Consider the following 14,547-nt stretch of genomic DNA (forward strand, 5'->3'; position numbering starts at 1 on the left):
TTCTTAAATGAAACAGGGGCAAGATTCATTCTTGCCCTTATTGATTCGCTCAAAGGAGCTGCGCATGCATTTTTCGCAAGGTTTTGATTTCAACCTATTATTTAATTCTTTTTTAAATCTGAGTACTGCTTTTATTCTTGGCTCAATTATTGGTTACGAGCGGCAATATCGTCAGCGCACAGCAGGCTTACGCACCAATACCTTGGTTTCTCTGGCGGCAGCGGTGTTTGTGGGTCTTGCTTATCGCTTAAACGGCCCCGGTAGTGCGGCGCATGTTGCGGCTTATGTCGTCTCAGGCGTTGGTTTTTTGGGTGCAGGTACGATTATGAAAGAAGGCCTGAATGTGCGCGGCTTAAATACCGCAGCAACACTTTGGGGCTCTGCTGCTGTGGGGGCCTGCGCAGGGGCCGGCATGATTATTGATGCGCTGATGGCTGCGGTGTTTGTGCTGGCCGCCAATACTTTGCTGCGTCCCGTAGTGAATGCCATTAACCGCACGCCAATTAATGATCAGACAGGCGAAGTAAGTTATCAGATTTGTATGATTGTGGATGGTGACCGGCAAAAGCATGCCTTGAGTGCTTTAGAGTCTTTGCTAGAGCACGCTCAATACCCACTTGGGGATTTAGATGTGGAGCCATTTGGTGATGATGATGTGGAAATCACGGCTACTTTATTATCCACCTCGGTGGATTCGGGCAAGCTGGATGCTCTAATCGCACAAATGACCAAACGTCCGTACATCAAACAAGTTTTCTGGAATCTTTCCGCAGCAGAATAAAGCGGAAAAAACCCGCATTGGCGGTAATGCCGTTCACTTAAGGGTTTTGACCTTAGCTTCCCCCCCCTTAGTAAAAGGGGGATTGTGGGGGACTAAAAGGGCGTAATGATAAGCATAAAAAATGCCGCTCACTTGGCTTAAGTGAACGGCATTACCGCATTGGCGGGGTTCTTTTTTAGCTCAGCGCTTATTTAGCCGCTTGCTCTTCACGCAGATGGTTTTCTACAAAAGCGTTACCGTAGTAGCTATCCAGCAAGAGTTGTTTTAGCTCTGAAATCAATGGGTAACGTGGGTTAGCACCGGTACATTGATCGTCAAAAGCTTCTTCAGCCAATTGATCCACTTTGGAGAGGAACAGCGTTTCAGGTACGCCCGCTTCTTTAATCGAAGCAGGAATTTGAATCGTTGTTTTCAGCTCTTCAATCCAAGCAATCAGATTCGCCACTTTTTGCTCATCATTCTTGCCGCCAAGGCCAAGGTGCTCGGCAATATCTGCATAACGGCAACGCGCTTGTGGGCGATCGTACTGGCTAAATGCAGTTTGCTTGGTTGGAATGTCTGCTGAATTAAAGCGAATTACATTCGAAATCAGCAGGGCATTGGCCAGACCGTGTGCCAGATGGAACTCTGCACCCAGCTTATGCGCCATGGAGTGACAAACACCCAAGAATGCATTGGCAAAGGCAATACCGGCAATCGTTGAAGCATTGTGTACCAGCTCACGTGCTTTTGGATCTTTTGCACCGTTAATATAAGACGATGGTAAGTTTTCTTTCAGCAGTTTTAGTGATTGCAGTGCCTGTGGATCCGAATATTCATTGGCCAATACGGAGACATAAGCTTCTAAAGCGTGCGTTACCGCATCAATCCCACCAAAGGCAGTCAGACTTTTTGGCATATTCATCACTAAATCGGCATCAATAATCGCCATATTTGGTGTGAGTTCGTAATCGGCAATCGGGTATTTCATGCCCGTTTTTTCATCTGTAACCACCGCAAATGGGGTTACTTCTGAGCCAGTACCTGATGTGGTTGGAATCGCAACCAATTCTGCTTTGACGCCCATTTTAGGGAATTTGTAAATACGCTTAGTGATATCCATAAAGCGCAATGCAAGGTCTTCAAAGTGAACTTCCGGATGCTCGTACATTACCCACATAATCTTAGCCGCATCCATTGGAGAGCCGCCACCCAACGCAATAATCACGTCAGGTTTAAACATATTCAATGAATGCACGCCTTTACGGACCACTTCTAATGTCGGATCGGCTTCAACTTCGTGGAAAACCTCAACTTCCATGCCCATTTGCTTCAGCACTTTGATGGTTTCATCGCAGTAGCCATTAGCAAATAAGTAAGGGCCGGTAACAACAGTTGCACGTTTCTTGCCAGTCAAATCAGCAAGTGCAAAGGGCAGACAACCACGACGGAAGTAGATGTTTTTAGGAAGTTTGTGCCACAACATATTTTCGGCCCGTTTAGCGACAGTTTTGGTGTTGATCAGGTGTTTTGGACCCACGTTTTCAGAGATCGAATTACCACCCCATGAACCACAACCCAGTGTTAACGACGGAGCCAGCTTAAAGTTGTACAGGTCACCAATCCCGCCTTGCGAAGCAGGGGAGTTGATCAGAATACGAGCAGTTTTCATTTTGTCGCCAAAATAAGCGATACGTTCGTGCTGCTGATCCTGATCTGTATAAAGCGCGGAGGTGTGACCAATCCCGCCCAAGGCAACTAAGGCTTCAGCCTTGGATACGGCTTCATAAAAGTCTTTAGCGCGATACATCGCTAAAGTTGGGGATAGTTTTTCGTGCGCAAAAGCTTCTTCTTCGCCCGTTGATGTGACTTCAGCAATCAGAATCTTTGTGTAACTAGGCACTTTAATACCCGCCATATCTGCAATCTTGACTGCAGCCTGGCCAACAACACCTGCATTCAGGTTGCCATCAATCAGAATGACTTTACGAACGGCTTCGGCTTCTTTCTTGCTTAAGATATGGCCACCGCTTTGCGCAAAACGGGCTTTCATTGCTTCATAAGCACTGTCAACCACAATGACAGATTGCTCTGAAGCACATACAACGCCGTTATCGAAGGTCTTGGACATCAGGATAGAAGCAACGGCACGTTTGATATCAGCAGTTTCATCAATCACAACCGGTGTATTGCCCGCACCCACGCCAATGGCTGGCTTGCCGGATGAATAGGCCGCACGAACCATGCCCGGGCCACCTGTGGCCAGAATCAGGTTGATGTCTTTGTGTTTCATTAGCTGGTTAGACAGCTCAACAGTTGGCTGATCAATCCAGCCGATAATATCGCGTGGTGCGCCAGCCGCTACAGCAGCATCAAGCACAATACGTGCGGCTTCACAGGTTGAGCCTTTTGCGCGCGGGTGCGGGCTGAAAACAATACCGTTACGAGTTTTAAGTGCAATCAGCGCTTTAAAGATGGCGGTAGAAGTAGGGTTGGTCGTTGGCACAATCCCGCAAATAATTCCGATAGGCTCTGCGATAGTGATAATGCCGTACGCGTCATCCTGAGACAAAATGCCGCAGGTTTTTTCATCTTTGTACGCGTTATAAATATATTCGGAAGCAAAGTGATTTTTAATTACTTTATCTTCGAGTACGCCCATGCCAGTTTCAGCAACGGCAAGCTTGGCCAGTGGCAAACGCGCATCTGCGGCAGCCAGTGCAGCGGCACGGAAAATCTTGTCAACTTGTTCTTGTGAGTATGTAGCAAAAAGCTGCTGCGCTTTTTTAACCCGCGCCATCAGTGCATCGAGTTCTTGAATGTTAGAAACAGTCATTTTTCATCTCCAGAGAAACTTTATAAACGGCTTTAAAATCACTAATCAATTGGGACCTGCGAACTTGCTGCTGGTTCACATGGGTAAAGCGAACATCTACAGAATATACCGGGCAGCCCAAGACTACTTGATAAATATCAAACTGCATTTGATCATTTTATATTTGTTCGCATAATGTATATTATGTCAAGTAAGGTAGGCGCGGCGAAACCAAAAAAAACGAACCGGTTACACTGATCTATGGTGATCGTTTAACCGAGAAAAAACCGATGAACGGCACAAGCTTGGAAGAAATCGAGGCTTACTTTATTGAGAAATGGACGCGAAACGCTCGCAGCTTAAAAAAACCTAAACCCGATATTTCACCCGAAGACTTACGCATCTGGGCAAAGGCCGCCCAAGTCAATCTCCCTACCGATCCGCGCCACCTCGCGTATTATCTCATCTTCTATTGTGTCGCAAGTAAAATCATAGCAGCAAAAGAAGCTGGCGACTGGCCGCCGCAACCTGTTTACCGCAGATATTAAATCGCAGGCGATAAAAAACGCCGTTACGTGTAACGGCGTCGGTTTGGCTTGGTTTATTTTTTATCGTTACGTGTAACGCCATCAGTGCGCTGTTTCGTCATAAAGGCAACGATACAGCGATAAGCTATAAAAATCACAACTCCATTAATGAGCACGCCCAAATCAAATGCCTTACCTGACAACAAGGCATAGAGGCCAATCAAAGCGAAAAACAAAAACATCGTGGCAAGCCATGGATGTTTTTTTGCGCTCGCTATCCATAAGGCGATTTTTTCTTGCTCTTTGCTTTTGACTTGATCGGCGTTTTGTTCTGGTCGGTCGGTCGGCTGGCTTTGTTCTTTGGCCCTAGTATCTGACATTCTTTGCCCCATTTTTCCCTAAACCGCTTTTGTCTATCTGCATTTTTCATCCTGTCTAGGAAGTCGTTATAGGCCTGTTCTTCGGTTTTATCATCCTGTCTTTTTACTTTGCAAAGCCGATCCATTACCCGCCTGACTAATACTTTTATTTTTTCTTTATTAATGAGCGTATTCATAATGTTTTATGCCCTCTTACTTCTGCTTCTACGTCATCAATTGCAGACAAAATAACGTCAAGCACGGCATTTTCAACTTGTTCTTGCAGATTGTTGAGTGGATATAAACCGGTAAAATTTGTGCCATATCTATTATTTAATTCATTAGCCAGCCAGCGCCCAATATCAGTAAGTAATGCCTCTTTATTAAATACATCAGTTAATTGAACGCCAATCTTTTGCCCAATTCCCGCGCTAATGGATTGCCTTGTTAATGGATTATTGCGATCAAGAGTAATTCCCCAGTGTGTTAAGGCGTAATCACATACCCAGCCACTGGTTAACGACACCAAATGATCAAAAAATACACCCTCTTTTAACCACGTTTCAATCTGCACAGTGACCCATGTAAGTCCGATACCCGCAAGCAATGGCACAAGTCTTGCCATCATCCCAGCAATAAATGCATTAACTAAGCCGCCCATTATCGCGCCCTCTTCTCAATTTTTCGCTCGACTACGGTCAGGCGATCATCTATTTTTTCTATTACATCGCCCTGCTTGTTGATTTGGCGTTGTGTAGCGTGCTGGGCTTTGTTTTCGTTTTCGTCTGGCGCGAATTTTGCGACCGCACCGGCCACCGCAACCACAGCGGCCACGATGGAAGAGACAATATTTACTAGCCAATTACGCGAGCGCCGGTCGCCTTTGCGGCGAGGTGGTAGCGGCTCATTCATGGCCCCCGCCTTTTTCTGGCAACACAAACGCGAGCACACCGGCCAGACTTTGCAGGCCCAAGCCGATGGCTTTGGCGTTATTTGAAGGAACGGCCAGCAAGGCCGCGCCGATCACTGACGATAGACCGGCCCAGCTTGATGGCTCTTTAAAGCGTTTTTTCAAATTGGCAAACATTTATAAGTCCCTCGCGCAAACGTAAAGCGTGAATTCGGCCTTGCGGCGGCTTAATAGCCCGGCATTCTCTTTGCCGTTATCAAATCGCCAGCGTAAAAATTCATGTTCTATCTCTGCAATAGGCCGATTGAGTTTGATTTTCTTGATTAGAGTAGAGCCGTTAAATGCACTAACGCCGATATTGAAAACGAGTGCGATTAATGCGGCTTGCTGGTTTGAGTTTAAATGCACGGTTTTTGATAACTCACCGACCGCGCCAGCGGCCAGAGCCAAATCAGTCTGCAAAAGATATTCTGCAATGGCGGGCGTAATGACGAGATTTGCGGCCATGCGCTGCCCCGCCGCCGTCTGTAAAAACCGGTCTGGCATTGCTGCGCAATTTAAGGGGCTAGATGGCGGCAGGATATCAACATCATGGATGACGTGGCCGTAACCGATCGTCAAAACCCCGCCGCTGTCTGGGTAAGCTTTTAGCTTTACGTCCTCAGCGGCGCGTATAAATGAAATGGCTTTTGCCCTGGCTTTGTCGCTTATATATATAGTGGCTTGGCTGGTTTGCATCATATTTCCACCCAATAGGTCAAAACGCTGACAAGAATAGCGGTTGAATGCGGCTGAATAACAAACGATGCAACGCCTAGCGTTCTATCTATCCCTTTTCTTACAATTGTCATGCCCGCCGGAGCAACAACGGTCAATTCCCCCACATGCGCCCGAAGATATAGCGTATTCACTCGCTGGTTTGCATTGGCTGGTATTGTGATTCTTTGTGCCGGTGCGCCCCCTACTCGAGTGCTCAAAAAGAAACAAAACCCCTTAAAAGGGAGCAATGTGACATTTGGCCCATTAGATACCACTGACGGATAATCATGTTCATGCGCGTCCGGTGGGAAAGTTGCGGGCTTGCCGGTCAGATTTTCCCAAGGCAAGGCGGAAAGATCCGCCGGAAATGCCGCCGGAACGCCGGTACTGATTTGTGACCAGTCAATTGAAACTGCGCCGTTATCATGCGGAAATACAACCGGCACACCGGTACTGATTTGTGACCAATCAATTGAAACCGTGCCGTTATCAACAGGGAAAACGTCAGGCTTGTCAGGCAAGCCCGCCCACGTTGCCGCCGAGCTATCACTCGGAAATGTAGCGGGAATACCTGAAACAATTTGTGACCAATCAATTGCAACCGTGCCGTTATCAGCAGGAAAAACATCAGGCTTGTCAGACAAGCCCGCCCATGTTGCCGCCGGTATTTCAGCCGGAAAGGTAGCGGGAATGCCTGACGTAATTTGCGACCAATCAATTGAAACCGTGCCATTGTCTACAGGAAAAACAGATGGCTTGTTTAATACTTGCGACCATCCAATATTTACCGCGCCCATATCGGCTGGAAACAACATTGGCTTATTTAATATATTGTTCCATTCGACCTTTAAATTTTGGCCGCCTGAAGTCACTTCGGGCGGGATTCCGGTAATCCGCGCCCAAGGTACGGAAATATTTGAAAGGTCAGCGGGGAAAGTCAGCGGCTTATTGCTGATGCTTTGCCATGTTACCGGCCCGCCGCCCGCGCCCAAGTCGGGTTTGTTCTTGATTAATTCCCACGAAGTCGGGTAATTGACCGGCTTATCTTTAATATCTGCCCACGCCCCGCCGCTGACATGATCCAAACGGCTGGTATTGTCAGCAACCACGCGGCTTAATAGTGTGACTGAATCACTTAATAGATTTGTGACCTCGACCATTTCGCCATGCTTTACAAATTCCAGCGCTTGCGTTTTGGTCACATAATTTATATTTTCGTTATTTTCCCAACCGACCAGCGCGGCCAGCTCAGCATCTAAAACATTCAGGCGCACCACCACCGCGTCATTTTTTGTTTTTGCCGCCGCCACGGTTTCGTAAGTGCTCGCCAGTGTGGTTTTGAATTGGTCGAATACTTCCAACAACACGTAAGCTTTTTCTGGCACGTCATCCGGTGCAGGTGGTAAGCCACCGTTGCCGATTAAAATCGACAGATACTCTAAATCAATCGACAGCGGCGCGTGGCAATCTGGCGGCGAAAAAAGCTTGACCGGCCCCACTCTAAAATAGCGTTTTCGCGTACCGGCCAGCGTTGAAGACAAATCTTCTTTGCGCGGTAATTCTTGCTCAGGCATGGGATTACCTCGCTATTGCGGTTTTATAGGTGAAGATTAATAATTTCACTGCGCCGATACTTGCACCATTTGCCACAGCCATTAAGTCGGTCGAATTTTCCACTGGATAATTTATTTCTAGCGTTATATTGCCCCCTGCTAAATTAGCCATTTCCGCAGCGGTAAACGTGGCAATAATTAAATTACCCAGCTTTAAACTTAAAGGCTGATCCAGTGGGAAATTAGCCACGTTCAGGCGAACTTTAGAAATGGTATAGCCGCCATTAATGCGGCCAATCCGCAGCGGAAAAATATCATCGTGATAAATGAATTGTTCATAGACATTTTCTAATTGGCCCAGTCCGGAACTTGGCAGACCGCCCACGCTCAATTCTGCAATGATGATATTTAAACGGCTGTATTCTGAATCGCACCACGCCGTAAAAACGCCAATCGTTGTAAAGCGCGTTGCGGCCTCAGCCCACAAATCACGCTCTTCTACTTTGTTCGAGTGCTCAAAATCCGCTAACATTGTTAGCTCATAATTGACTTTTAAAAGCGCATCTTGCGCGATCTTTTTTTCTTTATTGATTTGACGCAAACGCCTTTCCGCTGCGATTAATTTATCAAAATGCGTTTGTGAGGCTGTGACAATGGCTATATCTATTTCAATAAAATTATTACGCCGATACACTAAAACCAAATCAACACCGGTTTTACCGATGTATTGAATAATGGGCATTGTTTTGTCTGACTGCAATAACTCCCCCGACGAATCCGAAACCGGCCAAACGCGCATTAATCCGCCGATTAAACAGCGCACTGTAAACACACATTTTTTATTATCAATACGCTCAATATCCAACCGTGCCAGCGGCTGATCAGCTAATAAATCGCAGATCATTTCTAGCGGTTTTCTACCCGATTCAATAAATGACATAGACACCCCGCTCAATAGATGGGGCATTGCGCCCCACCATGCCGGAAAACATCAAATTAAACGGGTGGCAGCGCCGCTGTAATGCGGGCAATTTCAGATAAAACCCATGCCGCATAATCAGTCACGGCGGTTTGCTGGTTTTTCATTTCAGCAAATTTAAGTTGCTCGTCTGGCGTACCGGTTTCCCACGCCGCAGCAAGTACCAGTTCGCTATTAATGCGTGCCAGGGTTTCGGTGTTTTTGGTTTTGATTAAATTGAATTTAACCAGCTGCTTACGGGCTTCTGCGATGATATCGGAGATATTGCGCGGCTTAGGCGTGAGCAAATGCGCACCGACAATAGTCACCGGCAGATCGCCAACGATTTTTTGCGGAAACAGTGTCATGACCGCCGCCGCGAACGAATCTACATCGCTGTAGGTTTTTTTGCGACCGTCTGACTGAGCCACAGAAAACACACGGATTTCATTATCGACCATGGCCGACACTTCACCCACAAACGTGGTTTTTGACGCATCAACAACCACGGCCCGGATAGAAATATCGCTCGCCTCTTTCATGACTTGCGCCAATAGTTCGGGTGTTTTACGCCCCGCTGCCTTCATTGCTGGAGTTAAAGCCATTTCACCACCTCGCTACGTTGAAAAAAAACACCCACAAAAAACCCGCGCCGCTACTTTGGCAAATGAAAAACCGGCAATTCAGGCCGATCTAAAATAAAACTTAGCGGCGATCGCTTGCCCATTGCCTGCATTCTTTTGGTCTGGCCACTGATACACGCCAAACGGCGGCGGTTAAAGCCGTAAATTTGATGACTCACCACGGCCCAGCGATACGCCTTGTCAAATTCCGCCCGCTCATAACTATTTGTCGTCATGGCTCGCGCCTCTAAAACATCAGCCTCAGCGCCCGCATAGGTAATATTTTCCAGCGTCCAAGGGCTTGGCGTATAAGGGCGTTGATCCGTTTCCGCCTGAAAATTGGCGTACAGCGCTTGCCCGCGTGAGCGATATTCAATAATCGCCAAAGCCAGCGGATGCCCAACACAAGGCAAAGCTTCCAGCTCCTCTTGTGTGGCACGATTAAAAAATTGCTGATCCATGGGCGTGTGAATGATCGTGTCATCTTCCAGCGGCTCATCGGGGCAATCTGGCGTCGCGTGGGGGCAATGAAACGCCGCCGAACTAGCCGAACTAGCCGCACTTGCGCTGGATTCCCCCGAAAAGCCCCCCGCCCCTGTCAAAATCGCCCAAACCACCGCCACCAACAGCAAGCCCCGCATGATTTTTTGTGTCATTTTTTGACCCCGTACAGTTATTCACACGAGTCCGAGAAGGGCAAAAGCCTAAAACCTGTGCCGAATTCACCGCGTCAATCAGCAGCGACTTTTTAACCACTGATTCCAAATGCCAAACCCGCAGCCGAGTGACCACCGTTTCGCGTTCGCCGCTGTCAAAATCGACGATGCACACGCCCTTAGTCACAACAGTGGTTTCTTGATATTGGTTTTTTTCGCCTTGCACTTTGAAAATGCGTAGCTGATGAATCTCGCAAGCCTTGCAGAACCCCATCCAGTCGCCAGAGTCCGCCGCTTGCGCCGCGACTTCGATTAAGCCCTCAGCATCGCCGCGCAATTTTCGCAGCTCCCGCCACACCCCAACCGGCGGCCCGCCGATGGGTTGAAACTGTCGAATGTTCCAAGCCCACGCCCAGCCCTGCACACGTTCGGCACTGCTCGCCACTTCCACGCCGCTTTCGTAATCATCTTGGCCGTGCATGGCTGCGCCGCCCAAGTTTTTGCAAATATATTTAGCGATGTAACCGGCAGCAGAGCCACGATTCCAGTCAATATGCTTGACCGTAAAACGATGTTTCCACGCCATCGGCTCATGCTTATTATCTTTGCGGGCATAACGGCGAAAAATCCGAATCATTCGCCCGCGCTGGGCGCGATTCACAAACAGCAACATATGCCAGTGCGGCGTCCCGTCATGATGCGGCTCAGCCACTCTAAAACCGTACGTCTGAATTCCTGCCCTATGCCAAGCCGCCCGCACCCGCGCCCACAGCTTACAAAGGTAGTCTTGCGCCGCACGGGGGCTTAGCTCATCCCATTTATTATTCTGATAACAGCGGCCCGCGTCGTCCTGCTTCATGCGATGAAATCGAGACGGGCATGTAAGCGTAAAAAACAGCCCGCAATCCCCCACTTCCCGCGCTATTTCCTCAAATCCTGAAATGCGCGTCATCAATTCACAGCCGCGTATTTCAGGATTACTCACCGAAACCGCCGCCAAATCTTCCAAAGTAAAGCGCTGGCCTAAATCATTTACCGCCGAGGTGTTCGCTAATATCGCCGCGTTACGTTTTCTTTGTGCTCGAAATTCAAGCAGCGAATCATTCGAGATATAAACCTGCTGATCTTTGCAAACGCGCCCAAAGCTGATACTTTCAAATTCACTAATGCGTTTTTTCTCGCGCCGCATATTACGCAACCACCACGCCTCATCGGTCAGGCGCAATACCGCGCCCTGCAAATGACGCGCCCGCACCGTGGCGCGGTATTTAATCGCCGCTTGCTCGACAATGGCGGCCTGTTGTTCTATTTCGCTTAGTGCAACTGGCCGCGATAATAGCCCCGCTCTCTGTTTCTGCTTGTGGCGCGTCGCCGCTGCCCCTCGTACCAATTCCGCAAACTCACGCGCTCGCTCGCGTCCCAACCGCTGCAAATCTGAATCATCAAATTCGAGTGGCACGGAAAACGGCAAGCCAGCGAAATGATCCGCATAAACACGTAGCCACTCGTTAGCGGCTGGCAATCCGCCAAGGCCACCGGCGCGTATATTTTCCCACTTGCGTTTTGCATCATCGCGAACCCCCGCCGGTACTGACTTCAGGCGACTATTTGCCCATGCTCTTTCATTTTGATCTTGCCATGCCCGCACATTGTGCGGCAGCGTGTGCGGGTAAACGCTCACGCCATGACCGCCGCATTTTTAGCCCGCGCCCGCGCTGCTTTTTTCATTCTGAAATTGTTCACCGCTGCTTGACGGTGTTGCTGCCTACGTGTTTGCAAATCCAGATCAATATTGCGTAATGACACGCACGCCCGATCAATCTGCGAAGCGTCCAGACCCCGCGCCGCAAATTCATCTTTTAGATTTGAGAATTGTTTCTTGATATCGACCAGATAAATAAGCGCCGCCTCGACGAAATCAAGCGAGCCTTGATCTAATAACATTGGGTTATTCATGATGTTCAGCCGCAGCCAAGGCTTTAAACACCACTCTTTCAATACGTTCAATACTCGCAATTTCTTCTTTTATATCGCTGACTAGCTTTATTAGCGCCGCATCCTGATGAGCAAATGATTGCAATGTTTCGGCCCGCTCTTTTAGCTTCTCCAGTCGAGATTCAAAGCAGTTAGAAATAATCAGCGAATCACCCGCGATCAATCCCGCCAAAATATCGCTACTATTTTTCACACCCCACCCCCGTCTGCATGACAAAAAACCAAGCACTTTGTTACGCATCCACTTCTCAATTAATACGGGAGCAGTCAAGTCACTGACTAATTGAGAAATGGTGCGGCAACAGAAACAAGGTTAGAGGACAGAATATATTTAGTCAATCGAATATGAACTATCTACGGTCAGTGGTGGTTTATTTAAAAATAGTCAAGCGATACTTAAGCGCGTAAGTTAAACTCGAAAAATACAAGCCGCATCGAAGCGCACGCAAAAGGAAAATGGCGATGAAAACAGCTAACGAATACCTTGACGACATCAAGAAAAAATTAGGCATTGATTCTGATTATGCAGTCGCAGCAAAACTTAGCATCTCGCGCTCTGCTATCTCAGCAGTCAGAAACAAAGGAATGAATTTTGATGGAAAAACAGCCATCAAAGTGGCGAATTTACTAGACATTGACCCCGCCCTAGTCATTATTGATATGCACCACGCGCGCGCAAAAGACACCGAAGAAGCAAGTATTTTGCAGCGTGTTTATAACTATTTGAACAATGATAATGACGATGAAGGCAGTAGCGGAGGTAGTGGCTGGAAGTCGGAAAAAATGAAATTTAAGAAGGTGCTGGAAGAACGGCAAGACCTACGTTTTACTGCCCAAGATGACCTACTGTATATTATGTAAAGTTAAATACGTCATACCTAGATGCTTCGTTATCCCATGCAATTCTTGGCTCAACTCTTTAGTTGCCGTACTAAAATGGCAAAGTTTGGATGGTTACGCTGGTTCTTCAAAAATCATCAAAAAAAAACAGTTCACTTCAAGGCGCTTATGTCAGACACGTTGAGTTTAATCTGTTTCCCTCATTAACTCATAAGCGCTGTTAGTTTAAATCGCTCATTCAGGCTTTTTATGCGGAATTTTTCTATGATTGATGGATTGCAAACATTTGTTCTTCATGTTTTATTGAGATTTTTTCAGGTAGCTATAAAAATTACCCTAGCTCAAATACCTCGCCATGCCTTTGTTCTATTGAGGTTTGCAATTGTCAATGCATTGCCCAGGGTAAAAGCCACACATTCAAAACGTGACAACTGACACATTCAGTCACTAAAATGGCGTCCGCCTTAAATGATCACAAAGTAATATGCGTCAGATCGAAGATACTAAAACTGCTGAATTACCCGGCATGCCGACGGCCAAGAAACGTGGGCGCCCTCCTCTTGGGGAGCGCGCCATGACGGCTGCTGAGCGCCAGAGAGCCAGCAGAAAAGCCCGTTTTCAGGCAGGTTTAAAAAATATGAGTTTAACAACACCCGTGCAATTTAATGCAATGGTGGATATTGCAACGCGTGAAAAACTAAAGCGTGTCGCTGCAGAACAGGGTTTAACGATGGGGCAATTGCTTGATCGCCTAATTGAACAACTCTGATCAATCATTTATTCAAAAAAAAAAGACACCGCAAGGTGTCTTTTTTTATTAAAAACTAATTAGTTATGCTGATGCTTTTGTAGCAACTACTTTTGCGCCCGCTTCAGCCGCATTTACAGTTGCACTGACTAATTCGGATGCGATTTTTTGGCTTGTCTTAGAAACAGCATCATAGGTGTTGCTGGCTGTTTCAACCACATTACGCAGTGCATTAACTGCCACACCTGAACCCGCTGGTGCGTTTTCAGTGGCTTTATCTAAAGTAGCCAGCAGGTTTTTGTTGAATTCTAAGACTTGTTCTTCGATCAGGCTGTTTAATTCTTGTTGTGTTGCGCTGGCAGCATCAAATACATTGCGTGCAACTGTCAGGCTTTTTTCAACGGAAGGCTGTGCCAGCTGGCGCTGAAAAGCCACCAAACCTTGAACATCTTTTACGGCAGATAACGTTTTTGTCGTTTCAGCATTTTCAGCGATTAAATCGCGGGTAATGCCAATTTGCAGGTTAACTAGGCGTTCAACACTGCTCAGTGCGATATTTGTAAGGCGCAAGGATTTTTCCAGATTAGCCTGGCCAAAATCAGCAAATTGCTTAGGATTGAATTGTGGGGCTTTAAACAGGTCTTTAAACATGGTGGTTTCTCCGGTTGTGCAGTGCAACAATGCAATTCATTATGAAGGCATTACCCACCCGGAGTCAAACCATTTTGTGCAGTGCAACAAAATATCCAGCCTATCCTACAAAAAACATCCTAAGCCCTTGTATCTACAAGGCTTCCAAGCCCGGAAGGATTGTTGTATTTAGGCGCTTCAGGCACGGCACTCAGCAAACTTAAAGCAGATTGTGCCTGTATATCCATCGATTTTTTAGCCATCATCAGTGCTGCTGTATTTTGCACTGTGGCGCTGCTTGCAGAAACTTCCATGAAACACCTCACAGCAAGGATTTAGTTGCCTTATTCTAGCACTCGGAGGGTCTACATGCTGTGTGAAATGATCTGTGCGATGTTTCCTGTGGCTCAAAGC

Annotated in this window: 19 protein-coding genes; 4 read left to right on the forward strand and 15 right to left on the reverse strand. The window is 47.3% G+C overall.

The features are described from left to right. The first annotated feature begins 64 nt into the window (after positions 1–64). Positions 65–781, forward strand: a complete 717-nt coding sequence (locus tag DYD62_RS11310) for an MgtC/SapB family protein (RefSeq protein WP_115228279.1) — start codon at positions 65–67, stop codon at positions 779–781. Between the two features lie 187 nt (positions 782–968). Here the strand turns inward: DYD62_RS11310 and adhE are convergent, their stop codons facing one another. Continuing rightward, positions 969–3,596 (reverse strand): bifunctional acetaldehyde-CoA/alcohol dehydrogenase, encoded by a 2,628-nt coding sequence (gene adhE, locus DYD62_RS11315; RefSeq protein ID WP_115227435.1) that lies wholly within the window; start codon positions 3,594–3,596, stop codon positions 969–971. Between the two features lie 269 nt (positions 3,597–3,865). Here adhE and DYD62_RS11325 point away from each other — a divergent pair, with 269 nt between their 5' ends. Further along, positions 3,866–4,123 (forward strand): hypothetical protein, encoded by a 258-nt coding sequence (locus DYD62_RS11325; protein ID WP_115227437.1) that lies wholly within the window; start codon positions 3,866–3,868, stop codon positions 4,121–4,123. 53 nt (positions 4,124–4,176) lie between these two features. On the opposite strand, the gene DYD62_RS23440 is transcribed toward DYD62_RS11325, so the two are convergent. The 12 genes from DYD62_RS23440 to DYD62_RS11385 form a co-directional block, all read right to left on the reverse strand. Further along, a complete protein-coding gene (locus DYD62_RS23440) occupies positions 4,177–4,494 on the reverse strand; it encodes a hypothetical protein (protein ID WP_132038641.1) in 318 nt (105 codons plus the stop codon). A gap of 160 nt (positions 4,495–4,654) precedes the next feature. Continuing rightward, positions 4,655–5,122 (reverse strand): hypothetical protein, encoded by a 468-nt coding sequence (locus tag DYD62_RS11335; RefSeq protein WP_115227439.1) that lies wholly within the window; start codon positions 5,120–5,122, stop codon positions 4,655–4,657. Next, a complete protein-coding gene (locus DYD62_RS11340; RefSeq protein WP_115227440.1) occupies positions 5,122–5,373 on the reverse strand; it encodes a hypothetical protein in 252 nt (83 codons plus the stop codon). Before DYD62_RS11340 ends, DYD62_RS11335 begins: the two co-directional genes overlap by 1 nt. Beyond that, complete coding sequence (locus DYD62_RS11345) at positions 5,366–5,548, reverse strand: hypothetical protein (RefSeq protein WP_115227441.1); 183 nt, start codon at positions 5,546–5,548, stop codon at positions 5,366–5,368. Before DYD62_RS11345 ends, DYD62_RS11340 begins: the two co-directional genes overlap by 8 nt. Continuing rightward, positions 5,549–6,112 carry a lysozyme gene (locus DYD62_RS11350; protein WP_115227442.1) on the reverse strand — a complete coding sequence of 188 codons (564 nt, stop codon included), beginning with the start codon at positions 6,110–6,112 and terminating at the stop codon, positions 5,549–5,551. It abuts the gene before it with no gap. Further along, positions 6,109–7,704 carry a hypothetical protein gene (locus tag DYD62_RS11355; protein WP_115227443.1) on the reverse strand — a complete coding sequence of 532 codons (1,596 nt, stop codon included), beginning with the start codon at positions 7,702–7,704 and terminating at the stop codon, positions 6,109–6,111. The genes DYD62_RS11350 and DYD62_RS11355 overlap by 4 nt, the downstream gene beginning before the upstream one ends. A gap of 4 nt (positions 7,705–7,708) precedes the next feature. Continuing rightward, complete coding sequence (locus DYD62_RS11360) at positions 7,709–8,650, reverse strand: hypothetical protein (protein WP_132038640.1); 942 nt, start codon at positions 8,648–8,650, stop codon at positions 7,709–7,711. A gap of 29 nt (positions 8,651–8,679) precedes the next feature. Beyond that, positions 8,680–9,246 carry a hypothetical protein gene (locus tag DYD62_RS11365; protein ID WP_115227445.1) on the reverse strand — a complete coding sequence of 189 codons (567 nt, stop codon included), beginning with the start codon at positions 9,244–9,246 and terminating at the stop codon, positions 8,680–8,682. Positions 9,247–9,296: 50 nt separating this feature from the next. After that, a complete protein-coding gene (locus DYD62_RS11370; protein WP_132038639.1) occupies positions 9,297–9,920 on the reverse strand; it encodes a ComEA family DNA-binding protein in 624 nt (207 codons plus the stop codon). Beyond that, positions 9,817–11,601: a replication endonuclease gene (locus tag DYD62_RS11375; protein WP_115227447.1), complete on the reverse strand. Its 1,785-nt coding sequence runs from the start codon at positions 11,599–11,601 to the stop codon at positions 9,817–9,819. Before DYD62_RS11375 ends, DYD62_RS11370 begins: the two co-directional genes overlap by 104 nt. Continuing rightward, positions 11,598–11,864, reverse strand: coding sequence for a hypothetical protein (locus DYD62_RS11380; protein ID WP_132038638.1), 267 nt, complete (start codon positions 11,862–11,864; stop codon positions 11,598–11,600). Before DYD62_RS11380 ends, DYD62_RS11375 begins: the two co-directional genes overlap by 4 nt. Before the next feature lie 4 nt (positions 11,865–11,868). Beyond that, positions 11,869–12,156, reverse strand: a complete 288-nt coding sequence (locus DYD62_RS11385) for a hypothetical protein (RefSeq protein WP_115227449.1) — start codon at positions 12,154–12,156, stop codon at positions 11,869–11,871. 221 nt (positions 12,157–12,377) lie between these two features. Here DYD62_RS11385 and DYD62_RS11390 point away from each other — a divergent pair, with 221 nt between their 5' ends. Together DYD62_RS11390 and DYD62_RS11395 are read left to right on the forward strand one after the other, a co-directional pair. Beyond that, positions 12,378–12,776, forward strand: a complete 399-nt coding sequence (locus DYD62_RS11390) for a helix-turn-helix domain-containing protein (protein WP_115227450.1) — start codon at positions 12,378–12,380, stop codon at positions 12,774–12,776. 463 nt (positions 12,777–13,239) lie between these two features. Then, complete coding sequence (locus DYD62_RS11395; protein WP_115227451.1) at positions 13,240–13,524, forward strand: RepB family protein; 285 nt, start codon at positions 13,240–13,242, stop codon at positions 13,522–13,524. 63 nt (positions 13,525–13,587) lie between these two features. Here DYD62_RS11395 and DYD62_RS11400 read toward each other — a convergent pair whose 3' ends face one another. Both DYD62_RS11400 and DYD62_RS11405 read right to left on the reverse strand, forming a co-directional pair. Continuing rightward, complete coding sequence (locus DYD62_RS11400) at positions 13,588–14,154, reverse strand: phasin family protein (RefSeq protein WP_115227452.1); 567 nt, start codon at positions 14,152–14,154, stop codon at positions 13,588–13,590. A gap of 119 nt (positions 14,155–14,273) precedes the next feature. Beyond that, entirely contained in the window at positions 14,274–14,447 is a 174-nt protein-coding gene (locus DYD62_RS11405) for a putative motility protein (protein ID WP_115227453.1), read from the reverse strand. Between the last annotated feature and the right edge of the window lie 100 nt (positions 14,448–14,547).

Origin of the sequence: Iodobacter fluviatilis, assembly GCF_900451195.1 — a bacterium.
In the GTDB taxonomy this organism is placed as follows: Bacteria; Pseudomonadota; Gammaproteobacteria; order Burkholderiales; family Chitinibacteraceae; genus Iodobacter; species Iodobacter fluviatilis.

Coding starts and splice junctions, on each gene's coding strand:
- DYD62_RS11395 (WP_115227451.1), top strand. CDS start 13,240: ATGCGTCAGATCGAAGATACTAAAACTGCTGAATTACCCGGCATGCCG.
- DYD62_RS23440 (WP_132038641.1), bottom strand. CDS start 4,494: ATGGGGCAAAGAATGTCAGATACTAGGGCCAAAGAACAAAGCCAGCCG.
- DYD62_RS11345 (WP_115227441.1), bottom strand. CDS start 5,548: ATGTTTGCCAATTTGAAAAAACGCTTTAAAGAGCCATCAAGCTGGGCC.
- adhE (WP_115227435.1), bottom strand. CDS start 3,596: ATGACTGTTTCTAACATTCAAGAACTCGATGCACTGATGGCGCGGGTT.
- DYD62_RS11310 (WP_115228279.1), top strand. CDS start 65: ATGCATTTTTCGCAAGGTTTTGATTTCAACCTATTATTTAATTCTTTT.
- DYD62_RS11365 (WP_115227445.1), bottom strand. CDS start 9,246: ATGGCTTTAACTCCAGCAATGAAGGCAGCGGGGCGTAAAACACCCGAA.
- DYD62_RS11380 (WP_132038638.1), bottom strand. CDS start 11,864: ATGTTATTAGATCAAGGCTCGCTTGATTTCGTCGAGGCGGCGCTTATT.
- DYD62_RS11360 (WP_132038640.1), bottom strand. CDS start 8,650: ATGCCCCATCTATTGAGCGGGGTGTCTATGTCATTTATTGAATCGGGT.
- DYD62_RS11325 (WP_115227437.1), top strand. CDS start 3,866: ATGAACGGCACAAGCTTGGAAGAAATCGAGGCTTACTTTATTGAGAAA.
- DYD62_RS11385 (WP_115227449.1), bottom strand. CDS start 12,156: ATGCGTAACAAAGTGCTTGGTTTTTTGTCATGCAGACGGGGGTGGGGT.
- DYD62_RS11370 (WP_132038639.1), bottom strand. CDS start 9,920: ATGACACAAAAAATCATGCGGGGCTTGCTGTTGGTGGCGGTGGTTTGG.
- DYD62_RS11335 (WP_115227439.1), bottom strand. CDS start 5,122: ATGGGCGGCTTAGTTAATGCATTTATTGCTGGGATGATGGCAAGACTT.
- DYD62_RS11405 (WP_115227453.1), bottom strand. CDS start 14,447: ATGGAAGTTTCTGCAAGCAGCGCCACAGTGCAAAATACAGCAGCACTG.
- DYD62_RS11355 (WP_115227443.1), bottom strand. CDS start 7,704: ATGCCTGAGCAAGAATTACCGCGCAAAGAAGATTTGTCTTCAACGCTG.
- DYD62_RS11390 (WP_115227450.1), top strand. CDS start 12,378: ATGAAAACAGCTAACGAATACCTTGACGACATCAAGAAAAAATTAGGC.
- DYD62_RS11340 (WP_115227440.1), bottom strand. CDS start 5,373: ATGAATGAGCCGCTACCACCTCGCCGCAAAGGCGACCGGCGCTCGCGT.
- DYD62_RS11400 (WP_115227452.1), bottom strand. CDS start 14,154: ATGTTTAAAGACCTGTTTAAAGCCCCACAATTCAATCCTAAGCAATTT.
- DYD62_RS11350 (WP_115227442.1), bottom strand. CDS start 6,112: ATGATGCAAACCAGCCAAGCCACTATATATATAAGCGACAAAGCCAGG.